General features: G+C 69.1%; 14 protein-coding genes. 9 read left to right on the top strand and 5 right to left on the bottom strand.

Features of this window, described 5'->3' with window-relative positions; translation table 11 throughout:
• Positions 1 to 353 precede the first annotated feature (353 nt).
• From AB3K92_RS18470 to AB3K92_RS18450, 5 genes are all read right to left on the bottom strand, one after another.
• Positions 354 to 1,055 (bottom strand): DUF2848 domain-containing protein, encoded by a 702-nt coding sequence (locus AB3K92_RS18470; protein ID WP_059494773.1) that lies wholly within the window; start codon positions 1,053 to 1,055, stop codon positions 354 to 356.
• Positions 1,056 to 1,104: 49 nt separating this feature from the next.
• Positions 1,105 to 2,424 carry an MFS transporter gene (locus AB3K92_RS18465; RefSeq protein WP_059649648.1) on the bottom strand — a complete coding sequence of 440 codons (1,320 nt, stop codon included), beginning with the start codon at positions 2,422 to 2,424 and terminating at the stop codon, positions 1,105 to 1,107.
• Between the two features lie 105 nt (positions 2,425 to 2,529).
• Positions 2,530 to 3,216, bottom strand: coding sequence for a DUF4286 family protein (locus AB3K92_RS18460; RefSeq protein ID WP_060218991.1), 687 nt, complete (start codon positions 3,214 to 3,216; stop codon positions 2,530 to 2,532).
• A gap of 101 nt (positions 3,217 to 3,317) precedes the next feature.
• Positions 3,318 to 4,376, bottom strand: coding sequence for a LysR family transcriptional regulator (locus AB3K92_RS18455; protein ID WP_059812871.1), 1,059 nt, complete (start codon positions 4,374 to 4,376; stop codon positions 3,318 to 3,320).
• Between the two features lie 191 nt (positions 4,377 to 4,567).
• Positions 4,568 to 5,359, bottom strand: a complete 792-nt coding sequence (locus tag AB3K92_RS18450; protein WP_059619257.1) for an SDR family NAD(P)-dependent oxidoreductase — start codon at positions 5,357 to 5,359, stop codon at positions 4,568 to 4,570.
• A gap of 380 nt (positions 5,360 to 5,739) precedes the next feature.
• Here AB3K92_RS18450 and AB3K92_RS18445 point away from each other — a divergent pair, with 380 nt between their 5' ends.
• The 9 genes from AB3K92_RS18445 to AB3K92_RS18405 all read left to right on the top strand — a co-directional run bounded on the left by AB3K92_RS18445 (position 5,740) and on the right by AB3K92_RS18405 (position 15,043).
• The gene (locus AB3K92_RS18445; RefSeq protein ID WP_021163653.1) at positions 5,740 to 6,621 is read left to right on the top strand and encodes a neutral zinc metallopeptidase; all 882 of its coding nucleotides are present in this window, start codon (positions 5,740 to 5,742) and stop codon (positions 6,619 to 6,621) included.
• Positions 6,622 to 6,841: 220 nt separating this feature from the next.
• Complete coding sequence (locus tag AB3K92_RS18440; protein ID WP_059494781.1) at positions 6,842 to 7,582, top strand: LuxR C-terminal-related transcriptional regulator; 741 nt, start codon at positions 6,842 to 6,844, stop codon at positions 7,580 to 7,582.
• Between the two features lie 63 nt (positions 7,583 to 7,645).
• Positions 7,646 to 8,317 carry a hypothetical protein gene (locus AB3K92_RS18435; protein ID WP_059494783.1) on the top strand — a complete coding sequence of 224 codons (672 nt, stop codon included), beginning with the start codon at positions 7,646 to 7,648 and terminating at the stop codon, positions 8,315 to 8,317.
• A 98-nt stretch (positions 8,318 to 8,415) separates the two neighbouring features.
• On the top strand, positions 8,416 to 8,613 hold the full coding sequence (locus AB3K92_RS18430) for a hypothetical protein (protein ID WP_059494785.1): 198 nt from the start codon (positions 8,416 to 8,418) through the stop codon (positions 8,611 to 8,613).
• A gap of 191 nt (positions 8,614 to 8,804) precedes the next feature.
• Positions 8,805 to 10,307: an aldehyde dehydrogenase family protein gene (locus tag AB3K92_RS18425; RefSeq protein WP_369465587.1), complete on the top strand. Its 1,503-nt coding sequence runs from the start codon at positions 8,805 to 8,807 to the stop codon at positions 10,305 to 10,307.
• A 70-nt stretch (positions 10,308 to 10,377) separates the two neighbouring features.
• Positions 10,378 to 11,718, top strand: coding sequence for an aspartate aminotransferase family protein (locus tag AB3K92_RS18420; protein ID WP_021163648.1), 1,341 nt, complete (start codon positions 10,378 to 10,380; stop codon positions 11,716 to 11,718).
• 236 nt (positions 11,719 to 11,954) lie between these two features.
• The gene (locus AB3K92_RS18415; RefSeq protein ID WP_369465586.1) at positions 11,955 to 13,457 is read left to right on the top strand and encodes an APC family permease; all 1,503 of its coding nucleotides are present in this window, start codon (positions 11,955 to 11,957) and stop codon (positions 13,455 to 13,457) included.
• A complete protein-coding gene (locus AB3K92_RS18410) occupies positions 13,454 to 14,041 on the top strand; it encodes a DUF3156 family protein (RefSeq protein ID WP_369465585.1) in 588 nt (195 codons plus the stop codon). The genes AB3K92_RS18415 and AB3K92_RS18410 overlap by 4 nt, the downstream gene beginning before the upstream one ends.
• A gap of 63 nt (positions 14,042 to 14,104) precedes the next feature.
• Complete coding sequence (locus AB3K92_RS18405; RefSeq protein WP_021163645.1) at positions 14,105 to 15,043, top strand: helix-turn-helix domain-containing protein; 939 nt, start codon at positions 14,105 to 14,107, stop codon at positions 15,041 to 15,043.
• Positions 15,044 to 15,060 lie beyond the last annotated feature (17 nt).

Here is a 15,060-nt window from a genome sequence, read left to right as displayed (position 1 = left end):
CGGGCCGCGGTTTTGCCCGGGCATGGGTATGAGCACGGGAAAGCGTCCTGGTGAACCGACGAACCCGCGGGACAACAATTCTCCACATACCCGGGCGCGTCCGGTGAGCATCATGGCGGCAACGTCGAGAAAGCGAAACCGGGGGCGCAATGCTGCATGTCGGGTGGAAAGTGTCGGTTGCGGGGGCAATCATGTTCGCGTTGAGCGGGTGCACCAACCTGGTGGGTGTGCTGTATTGCGACAACTCGCAGGTCAACTTCCCGGACTATCACTGTTTTCAGCCGTACTAGCCGGGGCGGGCGCGGCGACGGAGCGCCGTCGTGCCCGTGTGTCCCGCGATGCCTCGTGGCCCGTCACGCGACGACCGGCAGCACCTCCACCGCATAGCGGTGCCGAAGGCTGCGCCCGAGCACCGGATCGTGCAGTTCCATCTCGAACGCATCGCCGTCGCCCATCGCCGCGATCGCGCCATGCACGGCGACCGTGCCGCCATACATCGCGCAGCGCGCGGGCATCGTGCGGCGATCGTCGAAGCGATGCCACAGCACGTCGGGCGCGAGCAGGCCGCTGACCGCGCCGTGCTGGTAGGCCGTGCGTTCGCCATCGCGCGGGATCAGCCACGCACGCATCTCGATTGCGTCCCAGTGATCCGCGACGTCCGCGTAAAGCCACGCGTCGCGACCGAGCGGCTTCGCGCACACCTGTTTCGACACCGCGACGCCGTAGGCCTCGACCTCGCGATCCGTATGGTCGGAGCCGACGGTCACGAGCGTGCCGGCCGGGCTGTCGACCAGCACGCATTCGATCTCGCCACCCGAGCGCGCGCCGAGCACGCCGATCGACGGCGCCTGCGTGAGCAGCGCGGCCGACACGCGATAGAAGCAGGGCGTGGTCGACGGCGGCGCAACGCCGAGCGCCGCGAGTTCGTCGATATGCGCGCGGATCGCCGCCGGATCGCGGCCGGCCCAGCCGGCGATCACGACGCGCTCGATCTCGACGTCGACGGTGGCCGGTGCGGGGTGACTGGAAATCACGTTGAACGACAGGGTTTGCATGCGGGTTTCCGTTTGAAGTCCGAAGGAAGGGAGCGACTCGCGGCGGTGCTCAATCCGCGAGCGGCCGGTGCGCGGTTTCGCGCGCGACGACGAGCGCGATCGACGTGACGACGAGCGCGGCGGCGACGTACAGCGACACGGCCGTCGTCGTGCCGGTCTGCCGGAACAGCGTGGCGATCACGAGCGGCGCGAAACCCCCGCCGACGATGCCGGCGAGCGTGTACGCGAGCGACGAGCCCGCATAGCGCACGCGGGTCGGGAACTGCTCGGTCACGAACGCGCCCTGCGGGCCGTACATCACCGCGTGGATCACGAGACCGATCGCGACGGCCGCGACGATCGCGCCCGGGCGCGCCGAATCGAGCATCGCGAAGAACACGAACGCCCACACGATCCCGGCGAGCGCGCCGGCGAGATAGACGGGCCGGCGGCCGAAGCGATCCGACAGCGCGCCAAAGAACGGCACCGCGAGCGCATTGCAGGCCGTGCCGATCATCACGGCCGTCAGGGCGACGGGGCGCGACAGGTGCAGCACGGTCGTCACGTAGGTCAGCGTGAACACGACGATCAGCGCATACAGCACGTCCGAACCGATTCGCGAACCGCCCGCGATCAGCAGGCGCTTCCAGTGGTACTTCAGCACGTCCGCGACCGGCACCTCGGCGGTCGCGTGCGATTCGGCGAGCTGTTCGAACTGCGGCGTTTCGTCGACACCGCGCCGCAGCCAGAAACCGAACACGACGAGCAGCGCGCTGGCCGCGAACGGCACGCGCCAGCCCCACGACAGGAAGTCCCCGGACGTGGTCGACAGCGTCACGAGCGCGATGCAGCCGGTGCCGAGCAGCGTGCCGAACGACGGGCCGATCTGCGTCCACGATGCGGACAGCCCGCGCCGCTTCTGGTCGCCGTGCTCGACCGACAGCAGCACCGCGCCGGCCCATTCGCCGCCGAGCGCGACGCCCTGCACGAAGCGCAGCGCGACGAGCAGGATCGGGCTCAGGATGCCGGCCTGCGCATAAGTCGGCAGCGCCCCCATCAGCGCGGTCGTCACGCCCATCAGCACGAGCGTGAGCATCAGCACCGCGCGGCGGCCGATGCGGTCGCCGAGATTGCCGAACACGAAACCGCCGAGCGGGCGCGACACGTAGCCAACCGCATAGGTCGAGAACGCGAGGATCGTGCCGGCGAGCGGATCGACCGAAGGGAAGAACAGGTGATTGAAGACGAGCGCGGCGAGCGTGTTGTAGATCGTGAAGTCGTACCACTCGAGTGACGTGCCGATCATGCTCGCGGTCGCGAGTCGGCTGTTGCGGACGCGGCGGGGCGCGTGGGCGGCGGGCTGGGCGAGAGTGCTCATGGTGTCGGGCATGTCGTGACGGGGAATGGGATGGAGCGCCGGGCCGATGCGCGGGCGTGCCGCGCGCATGCGGGGCGACCGGCGTGGGCGGCCGGCGTAGGCGGCCGGCGCAGGCGATCAGGCCGGCAGCGCGGCGGCGGCTGGCTCGGTGTCGACGGCGCCGCGTGCCGCATGCAGCGGCGCGGCGGCGCGCCACAGCAGCGCGAAGGTGCGCACGTCGTCGTGGCCGGCGAGCGTGGCGGCCACGCGTCGCGTCGCGGCCGCATCGCTGCCTTCGATCAGCACGAGCGCGTCGGCGGCCGGGCGGGCGGCCGCATCGGCGCCGATCGGTGCGGACAGGTCGGGCGCGGTGCGAAAAAGCCGTGCGGCGTGGATGCCCGGTTCGTGCAGCACGTCGTCGAAGCGTTCGCGCAGCTGCGGCACGTCGATGCGATCCGGCGGCAGTACGAACAGCGCGAGATGCGCGCCTTCACCGTCGCCGGCCTCGATCGTCAGTTCGCCGACGCGCCGCTGCGTGCCCGTCATGCGCTCGAAGTTCGCGAGCGACCATGCGGTCTGCTGCGTGAACGCGCGCCGGTACGCATCGCCGTGGAACACGTCGAGTGCGTCCGTCACGTACAGCGCGAGGTACTTGCGCGGGCCGCGATCGGTCGCGCGAAAGCGCCGTGCATGCGTGAAGCCCGGAATCGCGACACGTTCCTGCATGTGCTCGCGGTCGTACCATGCGTTGAAATCGGCTTCGTGCGCGGGGTCGATATCCGTCCAGACGCAAAGCTGGCCGTGCGGAAGGGAAAAGCGGGTCATCGCGGGTTCCTCGTGACGGGGGGCGTGTCAGGAACCGCAGTGTCCCGAAGACGGGCCGTGCCCGTCCAACAAGAAAACAAATTCGCGGTGAACAGGTTTTCTTATGAGCGGCGCGGGCGACGTTTGGCGGGGGACGTGGCGGGCGATGCGGATGGCGTCGTGCGTTTCGCTTTCGCCGGTGTTTTGGCTGTTGCCTTCGTCGCGGGGCGGGCGGGTGTGCTGTCCGTGCGATCGGCAGTGGTCGGTGTCGGTGTCACCTTCGCCGGCTTGGCGTGGCTTGCGGCGGCCGGCATCGCGCGTGCGACTTCGCTGGCCAGTTCCGCGATGCGCGCGGCCACCGGCAGGCCCTGGCTGCGGTACGTCGCGACGAGCGGCAGCGCGGGGAATTCGGGTTCGACGTCGAGCAGTTCCAGCGCACCTTCGTGCAGCTCGCGCCCGATGATCGCGGGCGGCAGCGCGGCCACGCCGAAGCCGTCGGCGACGAGGCGGATCATCGCGGCGACCGACGTGATGCAGTTGATGCTGGCCGGCCGCTCGACGGCCGCGAACAGCCGTTCGATCGTCGCGTGCGGCCCCGAGTGGCGCGAGAAGCTGATGATCGGGAATTCGGCCAGGCGCGCGACGTCGAGCGGCTGGCCGCCGAGCCCGAGGCGCGGGCTGGCCGCCCAGCGCACCGGGAATTCGCACAGCGGCAGGTTCGTGAAGTCGGGGCCAGGCACCGGGTCGGTCTGCAGGATCAGGTCGACGCCGTCGGTGCTGAGCAGGCGGATCAGGTGCAGTGTCGTGTCGCTCGTGATCTCGACGTCGAGGCGCGGATAGCGCTCGCGCAGTTGCGCCATCAGCGCGGGAAACCAGCTGTGCACGATCGATTCGATCACGCCGATCCGGATCAGGCCCGCGTCGCTCGCCGCGTCGATGTCGCGCCGCATTTCGCCGTCGAGCCGCACGATCCGCTCCGCATACGCGAGCATGCGGCGCCCGGCGGGCGTGAGCGTGGCCGAGCGCGTGTTGCGGTCGAACAGGCGCACGTCGAACGCTTCCTCCAGCGACGCGATGCGGCTCGACACGGCGGCCTGCGTCGTGTGCAGCTTTTCGGCCGTGAGCCGGAAATTTTCCAGCTTCGCGAGCCAGACGAAGGTTTCAAGAAACCGGATGTTCATCGAAGTCCGAAACGTGAGGCGGTGCCGGGCGGGGCGGCGGGATCGGTCGATGGTAGCGGATTTTCGGTGCAGGGAAACGCGCGGGCGGCGCGGTGCGCGTCGTGGGGAGCGGACGGGCGGCGGCGTGCCGGCGGGCACGCACGACGCGCCTGGTGCAACGAACGGTTACGCGGGCGGCGTGCCCGCGCGCATCATAGCGTGCCGAACGCGAGCGTCGGCACGTCGACGACCATCGCGCCGCCGTCCGCGACGAGCGTCGCACCGGTCACGAACGACGCGTCCGGCGATGCGAGGAACGCGCACACGGCCGCGATCTCGTCCGGGTCGGCCGCGCGGCGCAGCGGCACGTCGGCGCTGACGCGTGTATACGCGCCGTCGAGCGTGTCGCCGTGCGCCGACATCAGCGGTTCCATCTCCGCATCGGCCATCGGCGTGCGGACCCAGCCGGGGCATACCGCGTTCGCCCGCACGCCGTGCGGCCCGTAGTCGCGCGCGAGCGACCGCGCGAGCCCGAGCAGCGCATGCTTGCCGACCGTGTAGCCGCACACGCCGGGCCCGGCCGCGAGCGCGGCGATCGACGCGACCAGCACGATGCTGCCACGCTGCGCGATCAGGTCGGGCAGGCACGCGCGCGCGCTCACGAACGCGGTGTCGAGGTTCGCGTGCATCGCGTCGCGCCACTGCGCGTCGTCGGTTTCGTCCGCGCGGCCGAGCCCGTGGCCGCCCGCGCATGCGACGAGCGCGTCGACACGGCCGACGCGTTCGGCGATGCGCGGCAGGAAGCGGGCCCAGTCGGTGGCGCTCGCGGCATCGCCGGCAAGCGCGAGGCCGCCTGTTTCGGCGGCCAGCGCGTCGAGCGGCGCCTGGCGCCGCCCGATCAGCACGACGCGGTCGCCGCCGCGTGCGAAGCGGCGCGCGCACGCGGCGCCGATGCCGGTGCCGGCGCCTGTGATCGCGATCGTGCGGGGGGGCGGGTGTGTCATGTCGTGCTCCGGAAAGGGGTGGTTTCCGGTCACTTTAGGCGGGGCCCGCGAACGCCGGTATCAGCCGAAAGGATGAACGCGGGCGGCATCCGGGGCGGGCGCTGGCCATTTTGCAAAGGCTGACGATGTCCGGCGCCGAATCGCACTATCCTCCCCATTTTTGCGATAAGTCACGAAAGCCCGGCAGAATAGCGCGGGCGAGCCGCGTATCGACGCGCGGTGCGTCGGCCGGCCGATTCCGTCGTGCGAGCGGAGCGGCGGGCTGGCGATCCCGGCATGCAGGCGTGGCCTCTGCCGAACGATCGTGCCGCGACAACACAACATATCGCCCGGTTGCGCGCCTGCGCGCGGGCCATCGACAGGAACAGGGAGGGCCGGTTATGAGGCTGGACGACGAAAGGGAAAGCACGAACGTCGAGGATCGCCGTGGTGCCGGCGGGTTCGGCGGCGGGCGGGGCGCGACGATCGGCATCGGCACGATCGTGATCGCGTTCGCCGCGTCGTATTTCTTCGGGATCGACCCGCGCGTGGTGCTCGAAGGCGCATCGGCGCTGCAGGGCCGCCAGCAGCAGGCGCAGCCCGCGCCCACGCAGCGGCAGGGCGTGCCGGCGAACGATCCGGGCGCGGTGTTCACGCGCAAGGTGCTCGGCAACATCGAGCGCACGTGGACGGGTGTGTTCAATACCCAGCTGCATGCGCAATACCAGCCGCCGACGCTCGTGATGTTCACGAACTCGACCCCGACCGCATGCGGCACGGGCCAGACGGCGATGGGGCCGTTTTATTGCCCGGCCGACCGCAAGGTGTATATCGATCTCGGTTTCTACGACGAGCTGCGCCAGCGTTTCGGCGCGGGCGGCGATTTCGCGCAGGCTTACGTGGTCGCGCACGAAGTCGGCCATCACGTGCAGAACCTGCTCGGCATCTCCGACAAGGTCGACGCCGCACGCCGGCGGGCGAGCCAGGCGCACTCGAACGCGCTGTCGGTACGGATGGAGCTGCAGGCCGACTGCTTTGCCGGCGTATGGGCGAACAACGCACAGCGCGCGAACCAGCGGCTGATGGAACCCGGCGATTTCGAGCAGGGGCTGAAGGCGGCCGCCGCGATCGGCGACGACCGGCTGCAGCAGCAAGGGCAGGGTTACGTGGTGCCGGAGAGCTTCACGCACGGCACCAGCGACCAGCGCGTGTACTGGCTGCGGCGCGGGATGGAATCGGGCGAGCTGAGCGCCTGCGACACGTTCGCGTCGAACGCGCGCTGACACGCGGCGCGCGCGTCGTCGCGCGCCTTTATCGTCCCGGTTGCGCGGGCTGCATCGGTCGCATCAGCCACATCGGCGATACCAGCGACACCAGCGACACCAGCCCCCCGCCGCCAAACCGCGACGATTTGCCGATTTGTGCTCACCGGCGCTTTTCGGCGCCGATAGGCTGGCCCGAACTTCGATTTTCGAGACGTTCGCGCCGCCAGCCGATTCCACCATGCCGCTCCCGACCGTTCCCGCCAATCCGGCCTCCGACGACTGGCCACGCGCGCTGCGCGCGTGCGTGGATGCGTTCGACGCGTTCGCGAGCCCGTCCGCGATCGTGTTCTACCGGCTCGACCAGAGCGGCGAACCGGCCGATTTCGAGCTGTTCGGGATGCCGGAATCGATGCATCGCACCTATGTCGCGCGCTACCGGATGCTCGATCCGCTGCATCCGTCGCGTTGCGCTGCGGGCGAACGCGCGGTCGTCACGCTCGCGTCCCAATTGCCTGACGAAAGACGCGACGCGTCCGCGTACTGGACCCGTTTCCTGCGACGGCACGACGTGGCCGACGTCGTCGAGATCTGGCTGCGCGACGCGGGCCGGACGGTCGGCGCGTTCTCGCTGCTGCGCTTCGGGGCGGGCGAAACGCGCGGCGGCGTGGCCGATGCCGCCACGGCCGGGCGGTTCGCACCCGGCGAGATCGATGCGCTCGCGCGGCTGCAGCCCGTTGCCGAAGCCGCGCTGAGCCCGCTGCTGCGTGCGCGAAGCGGGATCCACCGGATCGGCTGCGAGGAGCGGCTGACCTACCGCGAGGAGCAGATCGCGCGCCTCGTGCGCGACGGCTGCTCGAACAAGGAGATCGCGCGCGATCTCGCGCTCGGCCAGCCGACCGTCAAGACGCACCTGATGCGCATGTACCGCAAGCTCGGCGTGTCGAACCGCACCGAACTGGTGGGGGCGCTGTTCCTGTAATTCATCGGATAAATTCATCGGATAATTGCGGCCCGGACTTCGAACCTTCGCGATCGCCGATTCATGAATTCCCACACCAAAGCGCTGCTGGCCGTGCTGCTCGTCTCACTGGGTGCTTCCGCCTCAGCCTTCGCGCAAGAGGGCGAGCCCGACCCGTGCCTCGTGCTGCAACCGACCCGGATCGCACCGGACGATGTCGGCGAGGCCGGCGACCATTCAGGCGCCGGGTGGCTGGGGCTGGTACCCGACGGGAACCGCTGGAGGCTCGCGCCGGCACGCGTCCGGTTCGAACCGGAGCAGCCGGAAGGGGATATCGTCGACATCAAGTCCGACCTGAAGAAAGCCGTGGCGCTGTTTCGGTGCAAGTCGCTCAGGCCGGGCAAGGTCGATGCGGCGAACCTGGCGTTCCCGAAGGATGGAACGGCGATCGAGCCCGGCGCCGACCCGCTGCGCGTCGGTTTTCACGGCCGTCGGTACGAACTGCGCCACACGGTATCCGGTACGGTGATCGTCGAAAGTGGCGGCAAGCGCTCGGTTCTGCATGACTTCGGCGGCAGCAGTCCGCCGTTCAATGCGTCCCTGATCTGGGCCGGCGATGTCGACCGCGACGGCCGGCCGGATTTCCTGATGGAATTCGAAAGCGACCTGGGCGCGAGCTTTTGTCTGTTCACATCTGGCAGCGCGAAGGAAAACGAACTGGTTGGTGCCGCGGGTTGCATGGAAGTCAGCGGCTGATCCCACGTTGTTCCGGAGTCCGTTCCGCACGTCGGCCGTCGAGGTCGTGCAGTACCATGCACGCTCGTCGTTTCGATAACAATCAACGGGCCGGGAACATGGATGTCGCAATCATTGCCGCTTCGCTGGTGGTCATTGCCTTGAGCATTGCGCTACCGATTTTCATCATCAGAACCGCGCGAAGCGGGACTTACGACTCGCTGTATTTCCTGATCCCGCTTGCACTCGGCATTTACTGGCTGGATTACCAGGCATACGATTTCCTGGCGTCGATGGCGCACGGTTTCAGAAACTAGCCGTCCAGTTCGTTCCCGTACCGGCTTTTCGCCTCGCCCCGCCTGACCCCCCGCGCGGTTCGACCCCGCCGCCTTCTCCCCACGCGCTGCCAATTTGCGCTCACCTTGCGCGAACCCTCGTCGATACAGTGATCCGACGCCCGCGTGCCTTACACGCACGCGGTCCAGCCACGACAATCCTCGAGACGCCCATGAGCACCACGAACTTCGTCGCCGTCAGCGACACCGTGCGCACTTTCGTTGCGCGCGATTTCGGCCTCTTCATCGACGGCGAAATGCAGCCCGCCCACGCGGCCGCGCGACTCGACGTGTACGACCCCGCGACGGGCGAGCGGCTCGCGACGGTCGCGGACGCCGACGAACGCGACGTCGACCGCGCGGTCGCCAGCGCGAAGCACGCGTTCGACACCCGCGTGTGGAGCGGCCTGCGCCCGGCCGACCGCGAACGCATCCTGCTGAAACTCGCCGACCTGATCGAGGCCGACGCCGAAACGCTCGCGCAGCTCGAAACGCTGAACCAGGGCAAGTCGATTCAGGTGTCGCGCGCGATCGAGGTCGGCGCGAGCGTCGAATACGTACGCTACATGGCCGGCTGGGCGACCAAGATCACCGGCCAGACGCTCGACGTGTCGATCCCGTTCCCGCCCGGCGCGCGTTATACGGCCTATACGCGCAAGGAGCCGGTCGGCGTGGTCGCCGCGATCGTGCCGTGGAATTTCCCGCTGATGATCGCGGTGTGGAAGCTGATCCCCGCGCTCGCGGCCGGCTGCACGATCGTGCTGAAGCCGTCGCCGGAAACGCCGCTCACCGCGCTGCGCCTGGCCGAGCTCGCACGCGAGGCCGGCGTGCCGCCCGGCGTGTTCAACGTCGTCACCGGCGGCCGCGTCTGCGGCGCCGCGCTCGCGAGCCACCCGTCGATCGCGAAGATCTCGTTCACGGGCTCGACCGCGACCGGCAAGTTGGTCGGCGCGGCGGCCGTGCAGAACATGACGCGCTTCTCGCTCGAGCTCGGCGGCAAGAACCCGATCGTGATGCTCGACGACATCGACGTCGCGCAGGCGCTCGACGGCGTCGCCGCCGGCGCGTTCTTCAACCAGGGGCAGGTTTGCGCGGCCGCGTCGCGCATCTATGTGCACCGCAGCAAGTTCGCGCAGCTTGCCGACGGCCTCGCAGGCGTTGCGCAGTCGATGAAGCTCGGCGCGGGCCTCGACACGACCGCGCAGATCAACCCGCTGGTCTCCGCGCACCATCGCGACAAGGTCGTCCAGCACATCGAGGGCGCGCGCCGCGCGGGCCTGACGTTCCTCGCGGGCGGCACGCCGGCCGACGACCTGCCCGGCTACTACGTGAAGCCGGCCGTGATCGCCGATCCGCATCCCGACAGCGCGATCGTGCGCGACGAAGTGTTCGGCCCGGTGATCGTCGTCGTGCCGTTCGACGACGCGGCCGACGCGGTGCGTCTCGCGAACGCATCGCCGTACGGCCTCGCCGCGAGCATCTGGAGCAACGACCTGAAGCGCGTGATGAACCTCGTGCCGCAGATCGAGGCCGGCACCGTGTGGGTGAACTGCCATATCCCGCTCGATCCGTCGATGCCGTTCGGCGGCTACAAGCAATCGGGCATCGGCCGGGAGTTCGGCCAGTACGCGATCGAAGGCTTCACCGAAACCAAATCCGTCTGCATCGCGCACTGACGCGCGGCATCAACCTCGAACCCTGAACCCGGACGAACCAGGTTCAACCGATCCGACAGTGGAGACTGCAATGAGCTACAACGAAGCAAAATTCTGGCACCCGATGCTGCACCCGAACGAGATGAAGCAGCGCAAGCCGATCCGCATCGTGCGCGGCGACGGCTGTTACGTGTTCGACGAAGAGGGACGCAAGCTCGTCGACGGCGTCGCGGGCCTGTGGAACGTGAACGTCGGCCACAACCGCCAGGAAGTGAAGGACGCGATCGTGCGCCAGCTCGACGAGCTCGAATACTTCCAGCTGTTCGACGGGATCTCGCATCCGCGCGCGGAAGAGCTGTCGAAGAAGGTGATCGACCTGCTCGAACCGGAAGGGATGCGCCGCGTGCTGTACAGCTCGGGCGGCTCCGATTCGATCGAGACCGCGCTGAAGATCGCACGCCAGTACTGGAAGGTGCGCGGTCAGGCCGACCGCACGAAGTTCATCTCGCTGAAGCAGGGTTATCACGGCACGCACTTCGGCGGCGCGTCGGTGAACGGCAACACGGTGTTCCGCCGCAACTACGAGCCGAACCTGCCGGGCTGCTTCCACGTCGAGACGCCGTGGCTGTACCGCAACCCGTTCACGCAGGACCCCGAAGAACTCGGCCGGATCTGCGCGGAAATGCTGGAGCGCGAGATCCAGTTCCAGAGCCCGGACACGGTGGCCGCATTCATCGCGGAGCCGATCCAGGGCGCGGGCGGCGTGATCGTGCCGCCGGCCAATTACTGGCCGCTCGTGCGCGAGGTGTGCGACCGTTACGGCGTCCTGCTGATCGCCGATGAAGTCGTGACGGGCTTCGGCCGCAGCGGCAGCATGTTCGGCAGCCGCGGCTGGGGCGTGCGCCCGGACATCATGTGTCTCGCGAAGGGGATCTCGTCGGGCTACGTGCCGCTCGGCGCGACGGTCGTGAACGCGCGGATCGAGGATGCGTTCGCCGCGAACGCCGATTTCGGCGGCGCGATCATGCACGGCTACACGTATGCGGGCCACCCGGTCGCGTGCGCGGCCGCGATCGCGAGCCTCGACATCGTCGTGAAGGAAGACCTGCCGGCGAATGCGGCGAAGCAGGGCGCGTATCTGCTCGAAGCGCTGCAGCCGTTCGCGGAACGCTTCGCGGCAGTCGGCGAGGTGCGCGGCAAGGGGCTGATGCTCGCGCTCGACCTCGTCGCGAACAAGGACACGCGCGAGCCGATCGACCCGCTGTCCGGCTACGCGAACGCGGTCGCGGAAGTCGCACGCGAGAACGGCGTGCTGGTGCGTCCGGTCGGCACGAAGATCATCCTGTCGCCGCCGCTCGTGATCCAGCGCGAGCAGCTCGACCGGATCGTCGACGCGCTCGCGGCGGGCTTCGAGGCCGTGCCGTTCGCGTGACGGCGTGATTGCGTGACGGCACACCGGCGGCGGGCAGTGCGGCCGCCGCCGGTTTGCCGATTTGCGCTATGACCGGATTATTTTGCCTGCGTATTTTTTCGACATCGGATCAAGGTGTGATCGACAGGGGGCCCGGGACTCGAAGCGCTGAAGCGCCGCCCCGGGCCGACCGCAAAGCATGGGGCCCCGATAGCTGCCGGAGCGCAGGTTCGGGCCCGTTCAGGAAGGAGACGAAGATGTCGGGATGGTCAGGAATTACCGGCGCCGCGGGCGGCGCGCCCGCCGGCACGCCGGCCGAGGCAGGCGGCGGCACGGCGCTGAAGGCGGGTGCGGTCGGCTTCCCGACGGCGCTGGCGAGCGCCGTCGGCCTCATCATGGCAAGCCCGGTGATTCTCACCGCGACCTCGGGCTTCGGGATGGGCGGCTGGGCGTTCGCGGTCGCGATGATCATCGCGTTCGTGATGATGCAGGCGCAGGCGACCACGTTCTCGGAAGCCGCCGCGATGCTGCCGACGGCCGGCTCGGTTTACGATTACCTGTCGTGCGGGCTCGGCCGCTTCTGGGCGATCACCGGCACGATCTCCGCGTATTTCCTCGTGCACGTGTTCGCCGGCACGGCGGAAACGATCCTGAGCGGCATCATGGCGCTCGTCAATTTCGAATCGCTGAATGCGGCGTTCGAGAAGCACAACAGCTCGTGGCTCGTCGGCGTCGGTCTCGTGGTCACGTTCGCGATCACCAACATCATCGGCATCAAGGTGTTCAGCAAGCTCGAGATCGTGCTGACGGCCGGCATGTGGCTGTCGCTGATGATCTTCGGCATCCTCGGGCTCGCGGCCGCGCCGGCCGTGCATCTCGACGGCTGGTTCGGCGGCTCGGAAGTCGGCACGTCGGTGCCGGCGGTGCTGTCGCTCGTCGGGATGGCGATGTTCATGTTCGTCGGCTGCGAGTTCGTCACGCCGCTCGTGCCGGAAATGAAGGCGCCGGGCAAGACGATTCCGCGCGCGATGGCGCTCGGCCTCGTCGGCGTCGCGATCTGCATGTTCCTGTACGGCGCGGCGATCCGCCGCCAGGTCGCGAACGTGCCCGTGAGCCCCGACGGCCTCACGCACCTGCTCGACACGCCGGGCGCGATTCCCGCGTTCGCGCTGCAGGTGCTCGGGCCCTTCGGCCGCATCTGGTTCGGCATCGCGTTCCTGTGCGCGGGCGCCGCGACGATCAACACGCTGATGGCCGGGCTGCCGCGCATCCTGTACGGGATGGCGATCGACGGCGCGCTGCCGCGCTGTTTCGCGTACCTGCATCCGCGCTTCAAGACGCCGGTGGTCGGCATCGTCGCGGCGGCGATCGTGCCGATCTTCCACGCGTGGCTGATCAACGGCAATCTCGACAGCATCCTGCACCTCGTGCTCGCGGCGACCTGCGCGTGGGGCACCGCGTACCTGCTCGTCACCGCGTCGGTCGTGATGCTGCGGATTCGCCGCCCGGACCTGCCGCGCCCGTACCGTTCGCCGCTGTTCCCGCTGCCGCAGATCGTGTCGAGCGTCGGCATCGTGCTCGCGATCTGGTACATCACGCCGCCGGGCATGAACGCGCGCGACATCTACGTGCCGTTCGGCGCGATGCTCGGGCTCACCGCGCTGTACGCGCTGTTCTGGACGCTCGTCGTGCAGCGCCGTCATCCGTTCAAGCCGGTGCCGGTTGAAGAAGTGCTGCGCAACGAGCACGTCGCGTCGTGAAGGCTGCGCTCGCCCGCTGGCGCGCGGCGCCCGATGCGCCGCCGCCCGGCCATCGGCCCGGCGCGATCGCCGCGCGCGTGCTCGCCGATCTGGGTGCCGCGCGCGATGCCGACGGGGGCGGCAGTCTGACGGCCCGATTGCCGAACGGCGCGCGCGTGACCATCGACGAGCGTGTCGATCGCCAGTTCCTGATGCATACGGTCAGCGTGACGGTGGCGGCAACCGCGCGCGGCCCGGCCGTGCAGGGCCGCGCGCGGGTGACGCAGACCGGCTGGCTGCGCCGCACGGGCATCGACGCGGCGGCCGCACCGGGATGCGACCCCGGATTCGCCGACACGGTGGCCGCGCTGGTCGCCGAGCCGTCGCTGGCCGACGCGCTGCGGCCGCTGCACCTGACCGACTGCGCGATCGACGCGCGCGACGGCCGCTGGACGCTCGCGATCGTGCCGTTCGGCGGCAGCGAGGTCGTGAACCGGATGCCGTCGTTCCGCCGCTACGTCCGCCTGACGGGCGAGCAGGCCGCCGCGCTGTCGGCGGCCTGTCTTGCGTTCGAAACCGCACTACGCAGGATTTTGCACGGGTAAGCTGTGGCGTTGCGCGCCGGGGGAACCCGGCGGCCGCGTTTAGGGGTTTCACCGGAGATGCCGATGCTGTTCCAGTCACGCTCACACGAAGACGTGCACGATCACGGGCTCGCGATCGCGGGCTGGCATCAGGTCTACCGCCAGATGACGCCGGGCCGCTTCAAGGGCACCGTCACGCAGGTGCTGTACGACGATTTCCACTTCTTCCGCGAGACGACCAACCGGCGCGTCGCGCAAACCGGGCTCGCGCCGGCCGGGCGCACGTCGCTCGCGGTGCCGCTGTCGGTGCCGCTCGCGGGCACGTTCCAGGGCCAGCCCGTCGACGGTTATGCGCTGCTCGCGCTGCGCGCCGGCGAGGATTTCGAATTCCATACTCCGGAAGGGATGGGGCTCGTCGGGATCAGCGCGGCGTCCGACATGGTCGACGAGCTGTGCGAAGCCGAATTCGGCGCATCCGGCGCGCGCAAGCTGCGCCACGTGACCCGGTTGTCCGACGAGCAGGGCGTCGCGCTCGGCGTGCGGCTGTCGTCGTTGATCGACGATGCGCAGCGCAACCCGGGCCACCTCGAATACGCGGCCACCCGCAAGATGTTCCGCGACGCGATGCTCGGCATGTTCCTCGATGCGCTCGAGCAGGGCATCGGCGTCGAGCGCCGCGACATCACGCACGCCACCTACAGCGACATCGTGAGCCGTTGCGAGAAGCATCTGCGCGACCGCCCCGAGGAACCCGTCACCGTGCTCGAACTGTGCCGCGCGCTGCGGTGCAGCCGCCGCACGCTGCAGACGAGCTTCCAACGCGTGGCGGACGTCACGCCGGTGGGCTATCTGCGCACGATCCGGCTGAACGCGGTGCGCCGCATGCTGCGCACGACATCCGTGCAGCAGCTCGGCGTCGGCGAGGCCGCCGCGAGCTGGGGGTTCACGCATCTCGGATATTTCGCACGCGAGTATCGCGACCTGTTCGGCGAGCTGCCTTCCCAGACGACGCGTCCCGAATGACGCACGCGCACCGCGAC

Origin of the sequence: Burkholderia sp. Bmkn7 (assembly GCF_041103175.1) — a bacterium.
Lineage (GTDB): Bacteria > Pseudomonadota > Gammaproteobacteria > Burkholderiales > Burkholderiaceae > Burkholderia > Burkholderia cepacia.
The sequence above is the reverse complement of the archived record's forward strand: the minus strand, read 5'-3'. Positions and strand labels throughout refer to the sequence as shown.

What these genes read in the sequence shown, in the direction of transcription:
- AB3K92_RS18415 (WP_369465586.1), top strand. Translation starts at nt 11,955, where the DNA reads ATGTCGGGATGGTCAGGAATTACCGGCGCCGCGGGCGGCGCGCCCGCC.
- AB3K92_RS18460 (WP_060218991.1), bottom strand. Translation starts at nt 3,216, where the DNA reads ATGACCCGCTTTTCCCTTCCGCACGGCCAGCTTTGCGTCTGGACGGAT.
- AB3K92_RS18430 (WP_059494785.1), top strand. Translation starts at nt 8,416, where the DNA reads ATGGATGTCGCAATCATTGCCGCTTCGCTGGTGGTCATTGCCTTGAGC.
- AB3K92_RS18440 (WP_059494781.1), top strand. Translation starts at nt 6,842, where the DNA reads ATGCCGCTCCCGACCGTTCCCGCCAATCCGGCCTCCGACGACTGGCCA.
- AB3K92_RS18425 (WP_369465587.1), top strand. Translation starts at nt 8,805, where the DNA reads ATGAGCACCACGAACTTCGTCGCCGTCAGCGACACCGTGCGCACTTTC.
- AB3K92_RS18435 (WP_059494783.1), top strand. Translation starts at nt 7,646, where the DNA reads ATGAATTCCCACACCAAAGCGCTGCTGGCCGTGCTGCTCGTCTCACTG.
- AB3K92_RS18450 (WP_059619257.1), bottom strand. Translation starts at nt 5,359, where the DNA reads ATGACACACCCGCCCCCCCGCACGATCGCGATCACAGGCGCCGGCACC.
- AB3K92_RS18465 (WP_059649648.1), bottom strand. Translation starts at nt 2,424, where the DNA reads ATGCCCGACACCATGAGCACTCTCGCCCAGCCCGCCGCCCACGCGCCC.
- AB3K92_RS18445 (WP_021163653.1), top strand. Translation starts at nt 5,740, where the DNA reads ATGAGGCTGGACGACGAAAGGGAAAGCACGAACGTCGAGGATCGCCGT.
- AB3K92_RS18470 (WP_059494773.1), bottom strand. Translation starts at nt 1,055, where the DNA reads ATGCAAACCCTGTCGTTCAACGTGATTTCCAGTCACCCCGCACCGGCC.
- AB3K92_RS18455 (WP_059812871.1), bottom strand. Translation starts at nt 4,376, where the DNA reads ATGAACATCCGGTTTCTTGAAACCTTCGTCTGGCTCGCGAAGCTGGAA.
- AB3K92_RS18420 (WP_021163648.1), top strand. Translation starts at nt 10,378, where the DNA reads ATGAGCTACAACGAAGCAAAATTCTGGCACCCGATGCTGCACCCGAAC.
- AB3K92_RS18405 (WP_021163645.1), top strand. Translation starts at nt 14,105, where the DNA reads ATGCTGTTCCAGTCACGCTCACACGAAGACGTGCACGATCACGGGCTC.